Genomic DNA, 18,490 nt, shown 5'->3' on the forward strand with positions numbered 1-18,490 from the left:
ACAAGATCAGAAATGAAGACGATAAAATTGATATCAAAATATGTGATAAGCCTGTTTGGGGTGACGGTATGGGCGCTTGCTTCCTACGGGCAGCAAGACCCCATGTACAGTCAGTACATGTTCAATGTTCAGTCCTATAACCCGGCATACGCCGGAACCTGGGAAAGTATCGGACTGATGGCCCTCGGTCGCTACCAATGGGTTGGTTTCGAGGGTAACCCCGAAACCCAGACCTTTACGGCCCAGGCTCCGTTGAAAAATGAGAATATTGGCCTGGGGCTGTCGGTTATAAATGATAAAATACAATTCATCAACCGGTTTGCCCTTTTTACCGACTATTCATACCGTTTGAAGTTAACGGAGAAGGTGAACCTGAGATTGGGATTGAAAGCGGGTTTCACCAATTATGATAATAATCTGGGAAAACATTCGCTCTTTACCGAAGAAGACCCGACATTTACCGGAGAGGTGGTTCGAAAGTTTATGCCGAATTTTGGCTTAGGCGCTTATCTGTATGCTCCCCGTTATTATGCAGGGCTTTCCATTCCCAAAATTCTGCAAAACGATTTTGAGATGGGAACAACAAACTACAATACTAATGCAGAAATGAGGCATTTCACTCTGATCGGCGGGTATGTGGTCGACCTGAGCGAGTCGGTCAAGTTTAGACCCTCGTTTATTACCCGTTACGTAACCGGTTCTCCCCTTGTTGGCGATCTGAATGCCAGTTTCCTGCTGAAAGAGAAATTCTGGATCGGGGCGATGATCCGGTCTTCGGGTGCTTATGGCTTTAATACCCAGTATATTATTAATGACAAACTGCGGGTGGGTTATGCCGTTGATTTTGAAACCTCTAAGCTTAGATCGTACAGTAACGGGACGCATGAGATTATGGTCTCTTATGAGTTGAATCTCGTTAAAACGCAGTATGCTTCACCTCGTTATTTCTGATAATGGAAAATATAATTGCGATGAGAAAAAAATATTTGCTTGTGCTATCCATTTTATTTCTGGCATCATCAGTTGCCACCTCTCAGCCAAAATATCTGTTTGACAATATGAATGTCGTGGTTGAGAACCTCGGAATAAATACACCGTCAAGTGATTTTGGCTTAGCCATAATCGATTCTGAGTTCATGTTTAATTCGCTTACGAAGCAGGCATTGGTGAAGGGGAAAAAAGAAACCAGTTCATTTTACGAACTGTTTACCTGTGAGATTGATGAACTCGGAAACGTGAAAAGCATGCCGGTGAAGTTAACAGCTATTCGTTCGGACTATCACGAAGGCCCGATGAGTTATTGTCAAAAATCGGGTCAGTTGTTTTTAACCCGGTCAAGTGAATTTGTTTCTTCCGAAAAAAGTGGCATTTACAAGGCCGAGAATTTCCGGTTGGGAATTGTTCTTTATCAGAAAACAGATTCCGGCTGGGAATTTGTTGAGAATTTACCGATGAACAGTAAAGAATATTCCGTTGTTCACCCGGCCGTCAACCTGACCGGCGACACATTGGTTTTTGCCAGCGATATGCCTGGGGGAATGGGAAAGACGGATTTATATTACTCGGCCAAAGTGGATGGTAAATGGACCAAGCCGGTTAACCTGGGGAGCAAGATCAATACCTCGGGAAATGAAATGTTCCCTTTCCTGAATACGGACGGAACATTGATTTTTGCTTCCGAACGATCAGGCGGATTTGGAGGGTTGGACCTTTATTATACCAGGTTTTCCCCGGATTCCGGGTCCGAGGTTGTTCTTATGGGCGATCAGTTTAATTCGCAGGCAGACGATTTTGGGATGGTGATCGACGACAACCAGCGGTTTGGCTACTTCGTGTCAAACCGAAAAGGCGGATCGGGAAGCGACGATATCTATTCTTTCCGGCTTGACGAGGCTCCTCTGAACTTGCTGATCGTTTCAAAGCAAGCCAATCAGCCGGTGCCCGATACCGAAATCGAGATCAGTGATCAGCAAGGGAATGTAATTGCCAGCGGGAAGTCGAACGCCGACGGGCGCTTTGCGGCAAAACTAAAACTGAACGCGGAATACCGAATAAATGCCGGTAAACCCGGATACAAGGGAACGACGCAGTCGTTCAGCTTATCTCAAAACGACCTGGCTGACGTGATCGAAAAGAAATTAATTCTGGAACCTCAGTATCAGTTGGAGGGAGAAGTGGTTGATATGGATTATAATCCGATTCCCGGCGCCCTGGTCCGCATTGTATTGGATCATAAGGCCGTTGGGACCATTACAACCGATGAACAGGGCAGGTTTTATACGTCGGTTTCGCCTGATCAGGATTATGTCCTCAATGTTTCGGCCAACCAATATATTGCAGCTGATTTTGAGTTTTCTACCATCGGAATTGAACCGGGCGTGTCGACCTATTCGGTCGCTTTATATTCAATGAAAGCCGGTACGCGGATTGAGTTGAAAAACATTTATTATGATCTTGGGAAACACAATATTCGTCCGGATGCGGCAAAAGAATTGGATAAACTCGTGGAAATGATGAATGAAAACCCGGGAATGAGGATTCGCCTCGAATCTCATACCGATTCCCGCGGCAGCGACCGGTTTAACCTGGCTTTGTCCGAACGAAGAGCTAAATCATCCTATGAGTACCTTGTTTCGAAGGGAGTTGCTTCATCCCGTATGGAGTATAAAGGATTTGGTGAAACACAATTAGTAAACGAGTGTGACGACGGGGTTCCCTGCACCGAAGAACAACACGCACAGAACAGGCGGACCGTGGTGGAGATCCTATAGAAGATACGCGTTGGCATTATCTTCCTGGGTAGCGCCTCCGGATTGTAAAATATCGGCAATTGACCCGCTGATCAATTCAGAGCAGAGATTTGAACCTGAAAATCTCTGCTCTGTTTCTTTTTGCAGCTGTTGGCTTTCCTTTTTCCGGTAAACACGGTGCAGGCGGGATCAGCCGGAACAAAAATATTTCTTAAAGTGATTTCCGGCGTCTTTTATTTCCTTTATTAAAATAGTATCTTCGCCTCTCAAAATTAGAAAAGTTATTATGTTGAAAGGTATATTAGCCATTTCAGGTCAACCGGGTCTGTATAAACTGGTTACCGAAGCAAAAAACAGCATTATTGTAGAATCGATGCTCACCGGAAAACGAATGCCGGTTTATTCGACGTCAAAAGTAAGTTCACTGGAAGACATCGCTATTTTTACGCAAACCGGGGAAGTGTCGCTGAAAGAGGTATTCAAAAATATAGCCGAGAAGAAAAATAGGCTGGAAGTAACCGGAGTAGATTCCGGTAGCCAGTTGAAGGCCTTTTTTGGAGAGGTTCTGCCGGATTACGATCAGGGCCGGGTATACACTTCGGATATGAAGAAAGTGGTTCAGTGGTACAACCTGCTGGTGAAAAACGAATTGCTGAATTTTGATGAAGGAGGGGCGGCTGAAGAAACAAAAGCAGAATAGCCTGCCGTGAAGTCATGTCCATACATGACTTTTTTATTTAAAATAGCCGTCGCTGATGAGACACCTCCGTTTTATCCCGTAAATGTTCCTGTTGTTTCAGGATCAGTTCAAACAACTTAACCGTTGCAAAGGCATCGCCTGCCGCCCGGTGCCTTCCGTCAATCTGAATGTTTAAATCACTGCAAATCCGTCCAAGTGAATAAGAGGCATGGCCGGGTAAAAATTTACGGCCGAGTTTCACGGTACACATTGTTTTTCGCTTGTAGTCGTAGCCCAGCCGTTTGTATTCTTCCCGGATAAAATGATAATCAAAGGCGGCATTGTGTGCAACAAAGACCGATCCGGCGGTCAATTCCACGATGGTTTTGGCCACTTCATAAAATTTCGGGGCCTTGGCCACCATCTCGTTATCGATACCCGTTAATTTGGTGATAAAATAAGGGATGTGACACTCCGGGTTAATCAGTGTCGTAAACGAACGGGTAATTTCCAGTCCATTGTGTTTATAGATGGCAATCTCCGTAATCTTACCTTCTTTATAACTCTGTCCTGTGGTTTCTATGTCGATGATGCAATACAAAATTCTAATCTAAATTCAGGATCATCAAAGATTGGAATTTTTTTCACGATATAATTTATTGAAAAGGAAAATAATATCTCGAAAAAAAGGGTTTAATTTGTTTTAGGTTTGAATAATTGCGAATATGATATGAAAGGACTGGTTTTACTTTCCTCCTGCGTATTATGTTATACGTTTGTACAAGTCAGCGCGGCCGGTGCCGGTCGCACGGCGGAATTCCGTCTGGATGATCCTGATTTTTTTCGGTCGGGGACGCATGTGCGCCTGGCCGAAGGACAAATTACCGGGGTAGCACAGCCGGCCGTTTTGACGTTCTATCCTGTTTATTTTGTGCAGGGTCAGAGTCATCTGACGAATTATACAAAAAACAAACTGGCCAATCTGCTCGACCTTTTGCTTAAACACCCGGAATATCGGGTCCGCATATACGGGCATACTGACAATCTGCTTAGCGATGAAGAGAGTATGGAGCTTTCGGAGCAACGGGTGGAATCAGTTGTTCAGTTTTTGACCGGTATGGGGCTAAGCCGTTCACGGATTGCCATAACAGCAGGCCTGGGAAAAACCTGTCCGGCTTTCCCGAACACATCCGAAGCAAACAGGAAACTGAACCGCCGGGTCGAGTTTGAGCTGTTTGTTGACGAATAAATTAATCGATTGAGATCATCCGGAGACCGCTGTTCAACCACGGCTTTTTTACTACCCGATTCCGGCAGAAACTATTATCTTTGCCCTGCCAAAAAATAATGATATGCTTATCGAACAAAGAATCAAAGAGAATATCGTAAAAGCGGTTGCCGAACTTTACGGACAGGAAATTGAAGCAGGCAGTGTTCAAATCCAGAATACGCGTAAGGACGTAGCGGGCGATCTTACCGTGGTGGTCTTTCCTTTTTTACGTTTCTCCCGGAAATCGCCCGAGCAAACTGCGGCTGATCTGGGCGTTTACTTGCAGGAAAACCTAACCGATGTGGCTGCCTATTCGGTGGTGAAAGGTTTTTTAAATCTATCTGTGTCATTAAGTTACTGGATTGATCTGCTGGCGAATACTTCCCTTGACGATTCATACGGCTTTACCGCAGCTACGGTTGATTCTCCGGTGGTCATGATCGAATATTCTTCGCCCAATACCAATAAACCGCTGCATTTGGGGCATATCCGGAATAATTTACTTGGTTTTTCATTGGGAGAAATATTAAAAGCCACCGGGAAAAACGTGGTAAAGACCAACATTGTCAACGATCGCGGAATTCATATCTGTAAATCCATGTATGCCTGGCAGCAATGGGGCGAAGGTAAAACGCCCGAGAGTACAGGCATTAAAGGAGATCACCTCGTGGGCGATTTTTATGTGCTGTTCGATAAGCATTACCGTCTGGAAGTAAAGGAGTTAATGGATAAAGGACTTTCAAAAGAAGAAGCGGAGCAACAGGCGCCTTCGATGGAAGCTGCCCGCGAATTACTGCGTAAGTGGGAAGCAAAAGATCCGGCAACCATCGAGCTTTGGTCAACCATGAACCGGTGGGTTTATGATGGATTTGATGTAACCTACCGGGAGTTGGGCGTTGATTTTGATAAAATTTACTACGAATCGGAGACCTATTTGGTAGGTAAGGATGAAGTGTTGAAAGGGCTGGAACAGGGCATCTTTCTTCAAAAAGACGATAACTCGGTGTGGGCCGACCTGACCAATGACGGCTTGGATCAAAAGATTTTACTTCGCAGCGACGGCACCTCGGTTTACATGACCCAGGATATCGGTACCGCGAAACTCCGCTTTAATGATTACCGGATCGATAAAATGGTTTACGTGGTGGGTAACGAGCAAAACTATCATTTTCAGGCCCTCTCTGTTTTATTGGATAAACTGGGCTTCGAATGGGGCAAAGGCCTGCATCATTTTTCGTATGGGATGGTGGAATTGCCGCATGGCAAAATGAAATCACGCGAAGGAACCGTGGTTGATGCCGACGACCTGATTGCCGGAATGATTGAGGTGGCCAAAAAAACATCGGAAGAACTCGGGAAGTTAGACGATTATACGGAAGAAGAAGCTTACGAAACTTACAGAATCATTGCCCTGGGCGCCTTGAAATATTTTATACTGAAAGTTGATCCGCGTAAAAATATGTTGTTTAACCCGGAAGAATCAATCGATTTTAACGGGAATACCGGCCCGTTTATTCAGTACACCTATGCCCGTATCCGTTCGGTTTTAAGGAAGGCTGCCGAAAAAGGAATTGAATTGACATCCGACCTGGACCAGTCCCTGCCGATCTCGGAGAAAGAGAAGGAGCTGATAAAAAATATTTCCTTATTCCCGGCAACGGTAAGCGAAGCCGCCGATACGTATAGCCCGGCGGTTATTGCCAATTATGTGTATAGCCTGGTCAAAGAATACAATCAGTTCTACCACGATCATTCTATTCTGAATGAGGAAAATGAAGCGATTCGTAATTTCAGGTTAATCTTGTCGGGGAATGTGGCGAAACTGATTAAATCGGGGATGGGCTTGCTGGGGATTCAGGTTCCGGAACGGATGTAAGGTATAAAAAATGGGGGTCCTCAGACCCCCACAGACTTTCTAAAAAATTGCGATTCGTGAAAAAGGGACTTTATTTTCCCGCAGAGATAAACAGTTCTTATGCTTGATAATCAATGCCGACCGTTCATCTTTGCTTAATAATTTCATGTATTGGATTCTTTCGTTGATGTCTTTGCTTCTGATCTCTTTAAAAGCACAACTTTTTACTTCCGAATTCATCGGACAACAAAACAATAATCCGTAGTAGTCAGATATTTCTTTCATCACAGCATTCCTCCCAAAAAAACCGGTATAAAATCAGGTTCACAGATATATTCCGGTTTTTGGTTAAAGGTTACCCGCATAAAGTCGTTTTTTTAATCTTTTAAAGAAAAATCCCTATATTTTATTTTTGTACTTTTGCACGAGCTTTAAAATACAATTAGATTCTGCTATGTTTGAAAATCTTAATGAGAAGTTAGAGAGATCGTTTAAATTGCTGAAAGGCGAGGGGCGAATCACCGAAATCAATGTTGCCGAAACATTAAAAGAAGTCAGGCGGGCCTTGCTCGATGCTGACGTTAATTATAAAATTGCCAAATCATTTACCGAAGTTGTCAAAGAAAAGGCCCTGGGGCAGAATGTGCTGAACGCCCTGAAACCGGGCCAGATGATGGTGAAGATTGTTCATGACGAACTGGCTTCCCTGATGGGCGGAACATTTACCGACATCAACCTGAAGGGAAACCCGGCTATTATTCTGATCGCGGGTTTACAAGGATCCGGTAAAACAACCTTCTCCGGGAAACTGGCCAAATACCTGAAAACAAAAAAAACGAAAAATCCGCTGTTGGTTGCCGGCGACGTGTATCGTCCCGCAGCGATCGACCAGTTGAAAGTGCTTGGCGAACAAATCGGTGTGCCGGTTTATACCGAAGAAGGGAATAAAGAGCCGGTAAAAATTGCACAGGCAGCGATCAAATATGCCAAAGAAAAGGGCCATAATCTGGTCATTATCGATACCGCCGGCCGTTTGGCCATTGATGAGCAGATGATGAACGAAATTGCGGCCGTGAAAAAGGCCGTTACCCCCGATGAGATTCTGTTTGTTGTCGATTCGATGACCGGTCAGGATGCGGTGAATACGGCCAAAGAATTTAACGATCGTCTCGATTTCGATGGTGTTGTGCTTACCAAGCTCGACGGGGATACCCGTGGCGGGGCTGCATTGTCTATCCGCTCCATCGTCAACAAGCCGATTAAATTTGTCGGTACCGGCGAAAAGCTTGATGCGCTGGATGTATTTCACCCCGAACGTATGGCCGACCGTATTCTCGGGATGGGCGATATCGTTTCGTTGGTAGAACGGGCCCAGGAACAATTTGATGCCGACCAGGCCCGTCAGTTACAAAAAAAACTGGCCAAGAACCAATTTAATTTTGATGATTTCCTGTCTCAAATTCAGCAAATCAAAAAAATGGGAAACCTGAAAGATCTGGCATCCATGATCCCTGGAATGGGAAAAGCCTTGAAAAATATCGACATTGACGACGACGCTTTCAAACACATCGAAGCAATCATCTTTTCGATGACCCCCGCTGAACGCAATGATCCTGCAGTTTTGAACGGTTCGCGCAGAAAACGAATTGCCGAAGGGTCGGGAACCAATATTCAGGAAGTAAACCGGCTGATCAAACAATTTGATGAAACCCGGAAAATGATGCGCATGGTTTCGCAGGGAAAGAACCTGGGGCGGATGATGGGAAATATGCAACGAAAATAATCTGAAGACACGAATATGAATTTAATCGACGGTAAAAAGACAGCAGCTGAGATTAAAGCCGAGATTGCTGAGCAGGTAAAAGAACTGAAAGCGAAAGGTGGAAAAACCCCTCACCTGGCAGCGATCCTTGTCGGCCACGATGGCGGAAGCGAGACCTATGTCGCCTATAAAATTAAAGATTGTGAAGAAGTAGGATTTAAATCGTCCCTCATTCGTTATGAGGATACGGTGACCGAAGCGGAATTACTGGCCCGGGTCGATGAACTGAACCGCGATGAAGACGTGGATGGCTTTATTGTACAGCTACCTTTACCGGCGCATATCTCCGAACAAAAAGTCATTGAAGCCATTGACCCGAAGAAAGATGTTGACGGTTTTCACCCGGTTAATGTCGGGCGGATGGTGATCGGCCTTCCTTCTTTCGTTTCGGCTACGCCTGACGGGATTGTTGATCTGATTAAGCGCCACGGGATAGAAACCTCGGGAAAAGATTGTGTCATCATCGGCAGAAGTAATATTGTTGGCCGGCCGTTGAGCGTACTCATGTCGCAAAAAGAAATGAATGCTACCGTTACCGTTGCCCACAGCCGGTCTAAAAACCTGAAAGGAATTTGTGCAAAGGCTGATATTCTGATTGCCGCCATTGGTTCGCCCGACTTTGTTAAAGCCGATATGGTGAAAGAAGGCGCCGTGGTGATCGATGTTGGTACCACCCGTATAAAGTCGGATCAAACTAAATCGGGCTGGAAACTAAAAGGCGATGTTGCCTTTGACGAGGTTGCCGAAAAGTGTTCGTTTATTACTCCGGTTCCGGGCGGAGTAGGCCCGATGACCCGTGTTTCGTTGCTTAAAAACACCTTGCTGGCAGCGAAGAAAGAGATTTATAAATAAATTCCTGGTAGAAATATTTGAAAGGTGGCTCAGAAAAGTCACCTTTTTTATTTGCAATTGCTTATTTTTAGATGACCGTATAAAAACGTTAAGAAGAATGTAAAAATTTGAATGATATGAAAACAACGGATGTGAAAAATTTATTGATGAAAAGTTTGCTGATTGCCGGATTATTTCTGGTTCAGTCCTGTGGAACAGTTCCCCTTACCGGGCGAAGTCAGCTCAATTTACTTCCCGAATCCAGTATGGTAGAGATGGGCTTAACCAGTTACGGTACCTTTCTGAGTGAGAATAAACTCTCGACCAACCAGACACAAACCGACATGGTGAAACGCGTCGGGAAGAATATAGCCCTTGCTGTTGAGCAATACCTGAGAGACAACGGCTTTGAAAGTTATATTGCCAATTTTCAGTGGGAGTTTAACCTGATTGAAGATGATGTGCCCAATGCCTGGTGTATGCCCGGGGGCAAGGTGGTATTTTATACCGGTATTCTTCCTTATACACAAAACGAAGCCGGTATTGCAGTGGTTATGGGGCACGAAGTTGCGCACGCGGTAGCCCGTCACGGTAACGAGCGGATGAGCCAGCAAATGGTTTTACAAATGGGTGGTGTTGCCTTGTCGGAGGCTGTAAAAACAAAACCGGAAGAAACGCAGGCGATTTTCTCAACGGCTTACGGGCTTGGTTCGTCGGTGGGTGTGATGTTGCCTTTTTCGCGGAAACACGAGTATGAAGCCGACAAGATGGGATTGATTTTCATGGCGATGGCCGGCTACGACCCGAGATCGGCAGTGGCTTTCTGGAAACGGATGTCGGAAAGCGGCGGAGCTAAAACGCCCGAGTTGCTGAGTACCCACCCGGTTGATGTGAACCGGATTGCAGCCCTCGAAAAAATTATGCCCGAGGCCTTAAAATATTACCAAAGCCGATAAGTGAACATTTGTTGAATTACCTTTCTGTGGGCTGTTTGTTAACAGGTTTTAATAATTTTCAGAATAATTTTTTATTTTTGAGCTACTAACTATGGAAATAACCTAAAAACGAGCAAGATGGAAGGTTTTGACAAGAACGATGACCAGAATGAAGAACTTGACAGTAAATTTCGGCAAGAAATTTATTCAAAAGCCGTAAGGGCAGGAAAAAGAACTTATTTCTTCGATGTAAAATCAACCCGTAAAGATGAGTATTACCTGACAATTACCGAAAGTAAGAAACGTTACGAGCAGGACGGAAAATTCCACTTTGAGAAGCATAAAATCTTCCTGTATAAAGAAGATTTTGAGAAGTTTGCAGAAGGACTGGATGAGGTAGTTGGCTTTATCATGGGCAATCAGCCGGTGATGGATGCCGAAAACTATGACGAACCGCAAGCGGTGATGGAAGACGAAGAGGAAGAAGTATTGGCCGAAGAAGAAGTCTTTGCAAAAGACTATACCAGCGTCGAATTCGAGGACTTGAGTAATTGAGTTGAATTTTACAAAAGGGGAAAGACATTAACGTATTATTGTGAGTTTGAAAAAATAAAAGAGGCTGCACCAACTGGTGCAGCCTCTTTCGTATGTTATCTTAACAACCTTCGCCTTCACTTTGGGCTTTATCTTTATACCATCTTAACGGATAGGATGAAGGACGTTCAATCGGCAAGCCGTATAAACGGTCCATGACCAGCGATGCCAGTACGCCAAGCGCCCTTGATACACCAAATAAAACGGTATAGAATGAGTATTCTTTAATTCCGTAATGATACAGCAAGGCTCCCGAATAGGCGTCTACATTGGGCCACGGATTGCTGATCTTTCCGATACTGCCCAGAATTGGAGGAACCACTTCATACAGGTTATTTACCGTGTTGATCAGTTTGTCGTGTGTGATGTACTTATCAGCGAACTCTTTCTGGGCCGTAAACCGCGGATCGGTTACCCGTAACACGGCATGTCCGTAACCCGGGATAACCCGGCCGGCCTCCAGCGTGCGTTTCACATAGTCGGCCAATTGCTCTTTGCTCGGTTCATCGGTTCCCAGTTCAGCCATCAGCTCAAAAATCCAGTTAATAACATCCTGATTGGCATAGCCGTGCAAGGGGCCGGCAAGTCCAAGCATCCCTGCGCCCAAAGCATAATACGGGCCGCTTAAGGCCGAACCGACCAGGTGAGTGGCGTGGGCCGAAACGTTCCCGCCTTCGTGGTCGGCATGAATCACCATATACAAACGCATCAGCCGTTTTACTTCATCGGAGTCGTAGCCCATCATGTGCGCCAGGTTGCCGGCCCAGTCGAGCCGCGGGTCGGGCTCAATGTGTTTGTCCTTAAAATAGTTGCGGCGATAAATATAGGCCGCGATGCGGGGCAGGCGGGCAATGAGGTTCATCACATCGTCGTACATAAAGTCCCAGTAGTATTTTTTGTTTACTCCCGACCGGTATGCTTTCTGGAATACCGACTCGGTAGCCATGGCGACGATCGCTGCGCTGAACTGGGTCATTGGCCTTGCAGTACGCGGGATGGCATCAATCACGTCAAACACATGTTGCGGCACATGCGCCCGTGTTGACCAATCTTTCGAAATGTTTAACACATCTTCTTCTTCGGGTATTTCACCGATAAGCATCAGGTAGAATAAACCTTCGGGAAGCGGTTCTCCCTCCGGGTTCAGGCGGGGAAGTTTTTGTCTTAATTCGTCAATACTGTATCCCCTGAAACGAATTCCGCTGTTGGCATCAAGTTTTGATGTATCCGTGATCAAACTCGGAACTCCTTTCATGCCGGTCATGACCTGACCAATGGTTACCTGGGCGATCACCTTGTCGCCGTGCTCGTTTTTGAGTTTTTGGTACTCGGCGATGCACTTGCTTGCTTTTTCGTAAAACCTATTTTTAATGTATTCCATCTTTAATTTATTTTATTGATTTTTTTCTTGTCTTTAAGTTAGTGAATATTCCTGATTATTTCATCGGCGAATTCGGTGGTCGACAGCAGGCTTGCCCCTTCCATCATGCTGTGCAGGTCGGATGTAACGCGTCTTTTGGCGAAGGTGTGCTCGATGGCGTCAAAAACATGTTCTGCAGCTTCTTCCCAACCCAGGTATTCCAGCATCATCACTCCTGAAAGGATCAGCGAACTTGGATTGGCTTTCCCGGTTCCGGCAATGGTGGGCGCTGTACCGTGCGTGGCCTCGAAAATGGCGTAACCGCTTTGGAAATTGATATTTGCTCCCGGAGAGATCCCGATTCCTCCTACCATAGCGGCTAACTGGTCCGAAATATAGTCGCCGTTCAGGTTCAGGGTGGCAATCACCGTATGGTCGTAAGGATGCAACAGGCTTTCCTGAAGAAAAGCATCGGTAATCACATCTTTGATAATGACTTTACCTTCTTTTTTTGCCTGGTCAATGGCCTTTTGGGCATCAATTTGTCCTTTGGCCGATTCAATGGCCTGGTATTGCCTCCAGGTAAACACCTGTTCTCCAAACTCGGCTTCAGCTAAATCATAGCCCCAGTTTTTAAAAGCTCCCTCGGTAAACTTCATGATGTTTCCTTTATGCACCAGGGTAACTGAGGGTAATTCCCGCTCAATGGCGTAATCAATGGCTGCCCGGATCAGTCTTTCTGAGCCGTCTTTTGATACCGGTTTAACACCAAATGAAGAACTCTCGGGAAAACGAACCTGTTCGCTCACGCCCATCTCTTTAAACAGAAACTCCTGAAATTTCAGGGTATTTTCTTCGCCGGTCATGAATTCAATGCCTGCGTAAATATCTTCGGTATTCTCGCGGAAGATGTGCATATCAACCAGTGATGGATAGCGGATAGGAGAGGGAACTCCCTTGAACCAGCGTACCGGCCTCAGGCAAACATATAAATCGAGCGCTTGCCGAAGAGCGACATTTAGCGACCTGATCCCTCCTCCGACCGGAGTTTCCAGCGGGCCCTTGATCCCCACATGGTAGGCTTTGAATGCCTCAATGGTTTCGTCGGGCAGATAATTGCCTGTTTCAACAAACGCTTTCTGTCCGGCATAAACTTCTTTCCAAATCAGTTTGCGTTTATTTCCGTAGGCTTTTTCCACGGCGGCGTCCAGTACCCGTTGGCTGGGCAGGCTAATGTCTTTGCCAATGCCGTCGCCTTCGATAAAGGGAATTACCGGTTTGTCGGGAACGATCAGTTTGTTCTGTTGCAAGGTAATCTTTTCACCCATATCAGTTCACGCTGAGTTTTTGCTGAAGGTTTTCATCAATCGCATTCAGAAAAGCTTCTGTGGTCAGAAAATGTTCCTCTTTCAGATCTTTTTCGTGAATAATCAGCGCCAGGTCTTTCGTCATTTTGCCGCTTTCAACCGTTTCAATGCAAACCTGTTCCAGGCTTTCGGCAAAACGAACCAACTCGTCATGGTGATCGAGTTTGCCGCGGAAAGCCAGTCCCCTGGTCCAGGCAAAGATGGAAGCGATCGGGTTGGTCGATGTTGGCTTGCCTTGCTGGTGCATGCGGTAGTGGCGGGTAACCGTTCCGTGGGCTGCTTCAGCCTCCATCGTTTTACCGTCGGGGGTGATCAGGGTCGAAGTCATCAATCCCAACGAGCCGAAGCCTTGGGCTACGGTGTCTGACTGAACGTCGCCGTCGTAATTTTTGCAGGCCCACACAAAACCTCCTTCCCATTTCATCGCGGCGGCCACCATATCGTCAATTAACCGGTGTTCGTAGGTAATACCGGCCGCTTCGAACTGGTCTCTGAATTCGTTTTCAAACACTTCCTGGAAGATATCTTTAAACCGGCCGTCGTATTTTTTCAGGATGGTATTTTTGGTCGACATGTACAGCGGCCAGCCTTTACCCAGCGCCTGGTTCATACAGGCCCGTGCGAAGCCGGTGATCGACTCGTCGGTATTGTACATGGCCAGGGCTACGCCGTCTCCCTGGAAATCGTATACTTCGTATGATTTGGCCGGACGGCCGTCATCAGGAGTAAAGGTGATGGTTAGTTTTCCTTTTCCTTTGGTGACGAAATCGGTGGCCTTATACTGATCGCCAAAAGCATGACGCCCGATGCAGATAGGTTGTTTCCATCCGGGAACCAGCCTCGGAATATTGTTGATGATGATGGGTTCCCGGAAAACGGTTCCCCCCAGGATATTCCGGATGGTGCCGTTGGGCGATTTCCACATTTTTTTCAGATTGAACTCTTTTACACGCGCTTCGTCGGGTGTAATGGTGGCGCATTTGATCCCGACACCATATTGCTGAATGGCATGGGCCGCGTCAACAGTCACCTGATCGTCGGTTTTGTCACGGTTTTCCATCCCCAAATCATAATATTTGATGTCGATGTCCAGATAGGGAAAGATTAATTTCTCCTTAATAAATGACCAAATAACCCGGGTCATTTCATCTCCGTCCAGTTCAACGACCGGATTTGCTACTTTGATTTTTCTCATTTTTCGGGTGTGTTTATCAATTAGTTATTTTGTTGTTTGATCAGGTTCAATGCCGAACCTGCTTTAAACCATTCAATTTGCTGGTCGTTATAACTGTGGTTCAGGATCAGCTTGTCCTTGCTGCTGTTGTCATGGATCACTTCCAGTGTCAACGGCCGGTTTGGCGCAAAGTCAACCAAATCCACAAAGTTAAAGCGGTCGTCTTCCCTGATCTTATCGTAATCTGTTTCGCTGGCGAAGGTTAGCGCCAGCATACCCTGTTTCTTCAGGTTGGTTTCGTGGATACGGGCGAACGATTTCACAATAACGGCTTTCACACCCAGGTGGCGCGGTTCCATGGCGGCATGTTCGCGCGAGGAGCCTTCGCCGTAGTTGTGGTCGCCGACAACGATCGTCGGGATGCCTTTTGCCTTATAAGCCCGTTGTACCTTGGGAACCTCATCATACAGGCCGGTTAACTGGTTTTTTACTTTATTGGTCTCGCCATTGAAGGCGTTTACTGCGCCAATCAGCATGTTGTTCGAAATGTTGTCGAGGTGGCCGCGGTAACGTAACCAGGGACCGGCCATCGAGATGTGGTCGGTGGTGCATTTTCCTTCAGCTTTAATCAGCAGTTTCGCGCCGTTGATGTTGGCGCCGTCCCAGGCAGGGAAGGCATCCAGCAGCTGGAGCCGGCTGGAGTCAGGAGCAACCGCGACATTTACCGAAGAGCCGTCGGCTGCGGGAGCCTGGTAGCCGGCATCTTCGACGGCAAAACCGTTGGCGGGCAGCTCTTCTCCTGTAGGGGGAGTCAGCATCACTTTCTCCCCGGCTTCGTTGGTCAGGCTGTCGGTAAGCGGGTTGAAGGTTAAGTCGCCGGCAATCGCCAGGGCAGTTACCAGTTCGGGCGAGGCTACAAAAGCATGAGTATTCGGGTTGCCGTCGGCCCGCTTCGAGAAGTTACGGTTGAAGGAGTGAACGATGGTGTTTTTCTCACCTTTTTCCGCTCCTTCGCGGTTCCACTGCCCGATGCAGGGGCCGCAGGCGTTGGCAAATACATTGGCCCCGATCTGATCAAAAACAGCGATGAGCCCGTCACGTTCAATCGTGTAACGGACTTGCTCCGATCCCGGGGTGATGGTGAATTTTGCCTTTGGTTTCAGCTTTTTATCCACCGCTTGCTGAGCCAGCGATGCCGCACGCGAAATATCTTCGTACGACGAATTGGTGCAGGAACCAATCAGACCGACTTCAATTTTGGTTGGCCAGCCGTTTGCTTTCGCTACTTCGGCCATTTGTGAGATGGGTGTTGCCCGGTCGGGAGTAAAGGGTCCGTTCAGATGAGGTTCCAACTCGTCGAGCTTGATTTCGATCAGCTGGTCGAAGTATTTTTCGGGCGAGGCGTAAACTTCATCGTCGGCTGTCAGGTGTTCCCTGATTTGGTTGGCCAGGTCGGCAACTTCGGCGCGGCCTGTGGCGCGCAGGTAACGCTCCATGGAATCGTCGTATCCAAAGGTTGATGTGGTTGCACCAACTTCGGCGCCCATATTGCAGATGGTTCCTTTCCCGGTTGCCGAAAGCGACCGGGCGCCTTCTCCAAAGTATTCAATAATATATCCGGTTCCGCCTTTCACTGTCAGCAAGCCTGCTACTTTCAGGATGATATCTTTGGAGGAGGTCCAGCCGTTCAGCTTGCCGGTTAGTTTTACGCCAATCAGTTTCGGGAATTTCAGCTCCCAGGCCATGCCTGCCATCACATCAACGGCATCGGCGCCTCCAACGCCAATGGCAATCATGCCCAATCCGCCTGCATTGACGGTGTGCGAGTCGGTTCCAATCATCATTCCTCCCGGGAACGCATAATTTTCGAGCACCACCTGGTGAATAATCCCGGCTCCCGGTTTCCAAAAACCAATTCCGTATTTATTGGAAACCGATTCGAGGAAGTCAAATACTTCTTTGTTTTGCTGCAGGGCAAATTGCAAATCGGTCCGCCCGCTGACACTGGCCTGAATCAGGTGGTCGCAGTGTACGGTAGACGGAACGGCGGTTTTTGCTTTTCCGGCATTCATAAACTGGAGTAAGGCCATTTGAGCGGTGGCATCCTGCATGGCTACCCGGTCGGGTGCAAAATCAACATAGTCGGCCCCACGCTCGAATTTCTTCGGTTGACCGGCATCAAACAGGTGGGCATACAAAATCTTTTCCGAAAGGCTGAGCGGTTTTTGCAAGACTTTTCTGGCCTTTTCTATACGGGGGCCAAAGTTCCCGTAGACTTTCTTTATCAATTCAAGATCAAACATATCAGTGGTTTTTTAATCAATAATAACAGGGTATTCCATTTCCATCTTCCTTAACAAAAACGACGGCTAAAGGTTTTTGCTGATGGCCTTAAGATATTAAAAAAACTTGCTTTAGATGTATATATATACATGTTTTTTAAAAAACATACTTTCGGGCATATCTTGAACAAGATGAAACAATAATTAATCTTATGCGTGGCAATAGATTGGCCCGGTTGAGGCCATGCCGTTTTAACCTGATATTTATCAGGTTATGGGGGAGTAAGAAGGATGAACAGACCCGGCCGGTGAATTAGCTGCGGGCTTTTAATGCAGCCAGCCGTTGCAGCAGGGTAGGGTGCGAGTAATGAACAAATACGTAGGCCGGGTGTGGTCTCAGGTTGCTCAGGTTTTTTACCGAGAGTTTTTTTAGCGCGGCAGCCAGCGATTCGCCGTCGTAATGTTCGGCAGCAAATGCGTCGGCCTGGTATTCATTTCGTCTCGAAAATACATTCATGCCTATGCCGGTGAGTGACGAAAGCGGCGAATACAGGATGCCAAAAGCAATCAAGCCGATATGGAAACTTGGCTGACCGACGCCAAGGGCGGCAGACAGTTCCGGGCTGCCGATAAACAGAGAAAACAGATACAGCATAATCCCGGTTTGAAGAATGCCTAATATCAGGCTGACGATGATGTGTTTCTTTTTGTAATGGCCGATTTCGTGCGCCAACACGGCTACCAGTTCCGGTATTTCCATGTCGTTAATCAGCGTGTCGTACAGTACGATGCGTTTTTTTGAGCCCAGTCCGGTAAAATAGGCATTGGCCTTGGTGGAGCGTTTCGAGCCGTCGATCACGTAAATGTTATCGAGCTTAAAGCCGACTTTTGCCGAGAAGTCATGGATTGCCTGCTTGAGTTCGCCGTCTTCCAGCGGGCTTTGTTTGTTAAAGAGCGGTACAATCAGGCTGGAATAAAACATGGCCATAAAGACCGAGAAGCCGCTTACTACCAGCCATACATACAACCAAAACCATTCGCCGGTTTTCAGGTAGATGACAATGATGAGGGCGAGCAGTCCGCCGCCAATCAGCGCCCCGAGCAGCCAGCCTTTCAGTTTGTCGAGGAGGTAGGTTTTTATCGTTGTTTTGTTGAACCCGAATTTCTCTTCAATCACGAAGGTGTCGTACAGTGAGAAGGGTGTTGTAAGGATATCGGAGGCCAGCAGCAGGATGCCGAAAAAAATCAGGGCCGACCAAACCGGGCTGTCGGTTACCGCTAAGGCCCAGTTGTTGACTAAGGCAAATCCCTGGAAAAAGAACATCAGCAAAATCAGCATAAAACTAAACGAACTGGTAAGCATGCCAAAGCGATGATTGGTTTTTGAATAGATTTGCTGCTGCCGGTATTTTTCTTCATCGTAAATTCCGTTCAGTTCTGCCGGCAGGATATCGCTCCACCGGGTGGTATTCAGATAATCCAGGAATCGTTCGAGCACATAATCAACTACCAGAATACCAATGATGATCCAGAAAATTGTCGTCATTTAAACACATTTAAATTGATCTCAA

The 18,490-nt window shown here is 46.7% G+C and carries 15 protein-coding genes; 9 read left to right on the forward strand and 6 right to left on the reverse strand.

The window, feature by feature from the left end:
• The first annotated feature begins 12 nt into the window (after nucleotides 1-12).
• From ACOIT5_RS14295 to ACOIT5_RS14305, 3 genes are all read left to right on the forward strand, one after another.
• The gene (locus ACOIT5_RS14295) at nucleotides 13-951 is read left to right on the forward strand and encodes a PorP/SprF family type IX secretion system membrane protein (protein WP_423126835.1); all 939 of its coding nucleotides are present in this window, start codon (nucleotides 13-15) and stop codon (nucleotides 949-951) included.
• Between the two features lie 20 nt (nucleotides 952-971).
• Nucleotides 972-2,771 (forward strand): carboxypeptidase regulatory-like domain-containing protein, encoded by a 1,800-nt coding sequence (locus tag ACOIT5_RS14300; RefSeq protein ID WP_423126836.1) that lies wholly within the window; start codon nucleotides 972-974, stop codon nucleotides 2,769-2,771.
• Between the two features lie 265 nt (nucleotides 2,772-3,036).
• Nucleotides 3,037-3,450, forward strand: a complete 414-nt coding sequence (locus tag ACOIT5_RS14305; protein WP_423126837.1) for a DUF5606 family protein — start codon at nucleotides 3,037-3,039, stop codon at nucleotides 3,448-3,450.
• 37 nt (nucleotides 3,451-3,487) lie between these two features.
• Here the strand turns inward: ACOIT5_RS14305 and ACOIT5_RS14310 are convergent, their stop codons facing one another.
• A complete protein-coding gene (locus tag ACOIT5_RS14310) occupies nucleotides 3,488-4,030 on the reverse strand; it encodes a 3'-5' exonuclease (protein WP_423126838.1) in 543 nt (180 codons plus the stop codon).
• A 129-nt stretch (nucleotides 4,031-4,159) separates the two neighbouring features.
• Here ACOIT5_RS14310 and ACOIT5_RS14315 point away from each other — a divergent pair, with 129 nt between their 5' ends.
• From ACOIT5_RS14315 to ACOIT5_RS14340, 6 genes are all read left to right on the forward strand, one after another.
• The gene (locus ACOIT5_RS14315; protein ID WP_423126839.1) at nucleotides 4,160-4,678 is read left to right on the forward strand and encodes an OmpA family protein; all 519 of its coding nucleotides are present in this window, start codon (nucleotides 4,160-4,162) and stop codon (nucleotides 4,676-4,678) included.
• Nucleotides 4,679-4,781: 103 nt separating this feature from the next.
• Nucleotides 4,782-6,575 carry an arginine--tRNA ligase gene (gene argS / locus ACOIT5_RS14320; RefSeq protein WP_423126840.1) on the forward strand — a complete coding sequence of 598 codons (1,794 nt, stop codon included), beginning with the start codon at nucleotides 4,782-4,784 and terminating at the stop codon, nucleotides 6,573-6,575.
• 433 nt (nucleotides 6,576-7,008) lie between these two features.
• Nucleotides 7,009-8,337, forward strand: coding sequence for a signal recognition particle protein (gene ffh, locus ACOIT5_RS14325; RefSeq protein WP_423126841.1), 1,329 nt, complete (start codon nucleotides 7,009-7,011; stop codon nucleotides 8,335-8,337).
• A 15-nt stretch (nucleotides 8,338-8,352) separates the two neighbouring features.
• On the forward strand, nucleotides 8,353-9,228 hold the full coding sequence (gene folD / locus ACOIT5_RS14330; RefSeq protein ID WP_423126842.1) for a bifunctional methylenetetrahydrofolate dehydrogenase/methenyltetrahydrofolate cyclohydrolase FolD: 876 nt from the start codon (nucleotides 8,353-8,355) through the stop codon (nucleotides 9,226-9,228).
• A gap of 116 nt (nucleotides 9,229-9,344) precedes the next feature.
• Nucleotides 9,345-10,163, forward strand: coding sequence for a M48 family metallopeptidase (locus ACOIT5_RS14335; protein WP_423126843.1), 819 nt, complete (start codon nucleotides 9,345-9,347; stop codon nucleotides 10,161-10,163).
• 117 nt (nucleotides 10,164-10,280) lie between these two features.
• Nucleotides 10,281-10,697, forward strand: coding sequence for a DUF3276 family protein (locus ACOIT5_RS14340; protein WP_423126844.1), 417 nt, complete (start codon nucleotides 10,281-10,283; stop codon nucleotides 10,695-10,697).
• Between the two features lie 100 nt (nucleotides 10,698-10,797).
• On the opposite strand, the gene ACOIT5_RS14345 is transcribed toward ACOIT5_RS14340, so the two are convergent.
• The 5 genes from ACOIT5_RS14345 to ACOIT5_RS14365 form a co-directional block, all read right to left on the reverse strand.
• The gene (locus ACOIT5_RS14345; RefSeq protein ID WP_423126845.1) at nucleotides 10,798-12,117 is read right to left on the reverse strand and encodes a citrate (Si)-synthase; all 1,320 of its coding nucleotides are present in this window, start codon (nucleotides 12,115-12,117) and stop codon (nucleotides 10,798-10,800) included.
• 38 nt (nucleotides 12,118-12,155) lie between these two features.
• Nucleotides 12,156-13,424 (reverse strand): NADP-dependent isocitrate dehydrogenase, encoded by a 1,269-nt coding sequence (gene icd, locus ACOIT5_RS14350; RefSeq protein WP_423126846.1) that lies wholly within the window; start codon nucleotides 13,422-13,424, stop codon nucleotides 12,156-12,158.
• A 1-nt stretch (nucleotide 13,425) separates the two neighbouring features.
• Nucleotides 13,426-14,658 (reverse strand): NADP-dependent isocitrate dehydrogenase, encoded by a 1,233-nt coding sequence (locus ACOIT5_RS14355; RefSeq protein ID WP_423126847.1) that lies wholly within the window; start codon nucleotides 14,656-14,658, stop codon nucleotides 13,426-13,428.
• 20 nt (nucleotides 14,659-14,678) lie between these two features.
• Nucleotides 14,679-16,940: an aconitate hydratase gene (locus ACOIT5_RS14360; RefSeq protein WP_423126848.1), complete on the reverse strand. Its 2,262-nt coding sequence runs from the start codon at nucleotides 16,938-16,940 to the stop codon at nucleotides 14,679-14,681.
• Between the two features lie 292 nt (nucleotides 16,941-17,232).
• Nucleotides 17,233-18,465: a M48 family metallopeptidase gene (locus tag ACOIT5_RS14365; protein ID WP_423126849.1), complete on the reverse strand. Its 1,233-nt coding sequence runs from the start codon at nucleotides 18,463-18,465 to the stop codon at nucleotides 17,233-17,235.
• Nucleotides 18,466-18,490: the final 25 nt, after the last annotated feature.

This window comes from Gaoshiqia hydrogeniformans (assembly GCF_049347105.1).
GTDB lineage: Bacteria > Bacteroidota > Bacteroidia > Bacteroidales > Prolixibacteraceae > Gaoshiqia > Gaoshiqia hydrogeniformans.

Coding starts and splice junctions, on each gene's coding strand:
- ACOIT5_RS14295 (WP_423126835.1), top strand. CDS start 13: ATGAAGACGATAAAATTGATATCAAAATATGTGATAAGCCTGTTTGGG.
- ACOIT5_RS14300 (WP_423126836.1), top strand. CDS start 972: ATGAGAAAAAAATATTTGCTTGTGCTATCCATTTTATTTCTGGCATCA.
- ACOIT5_RS14305 (WP_423126837.1), top strand. CDS start 3,037: ATGTTGAAAGGTATATTAGCCATTTCAGGTCAACCGGGTCTGTATAAA.
- ACOIT5_RS14315 (WP_423126839.1), top strand. CDS start 4,160: ATGAAAGGACTGGTTTTACTTTCCTCCTGCGTATTATGTTATACGTTT.
- argS (WP_423126840.1), top strand. CDS start 4,782: ATGCTTATCGAACAAAGAATCAAAGAGAATATCGTAAAAGCGGTTGCC.
- ffh (WP_423126841.1), top strand. CDS start 7,009: ATGTTTGAAAATCTTAATGAGAAGTTAGAGAGATCGTTTAAATTGCTG.
- folD (WP_423126842.1), top strand. CDS start 8,353: ATGAATTTAATCGACGGTAAAAAGACAGCAGCTGAGATTAAAGCCGAG.
- ACOIT5_RS14335 (WP_423126843.1), top strand. CDS start 9,345: ATGAAAACAACGGATGTGAAAAATTTATTGATGAAAAGTTTGCTGATT.
- ACOIT5_RS14340 (WP_423126844.1), top strand. CDS start 10,281: ATGGAAGGTTTTGACAAGAACGATGACCAGAATGAAGAACTTGACAGT.
- ACOIT5_RS14345 (WP_423126845.1), bottom strand. CDS start 12,117: ATGGAATACATTAAAAATAGGTTTTACGAAAAAGCAAGCAAGTGCATC.
- icd (WP_423126846.1), bottom strand. CDS start 13,424: ATGGGTGAAAAGATTACCTTGCAACAGAACAAACTGATCGTTCCCGAC.
- ACOIT5_RS14355 (WP_423126847.1), bottom strand. CDS start 14,658: ATGAGAAAAATCAAAGTAGCAAATCCGGTCGTTGAACTGGACGGAGAT.
- ACOIT5_RS14360 (WP_423126848.1), bottom strand. CDS start 16,940: ATGTTTGATCTTGAATTGATAAAGAAAGTCTACGGGAACTTTGGCCCC.
- ACOIT5_RS14365 (WP_423126849.1), bottom strand. CDS start 18,465: ATGACGACAATTTTCTGGATCATCATTGGTATTCTGGTAGTTGATTAT.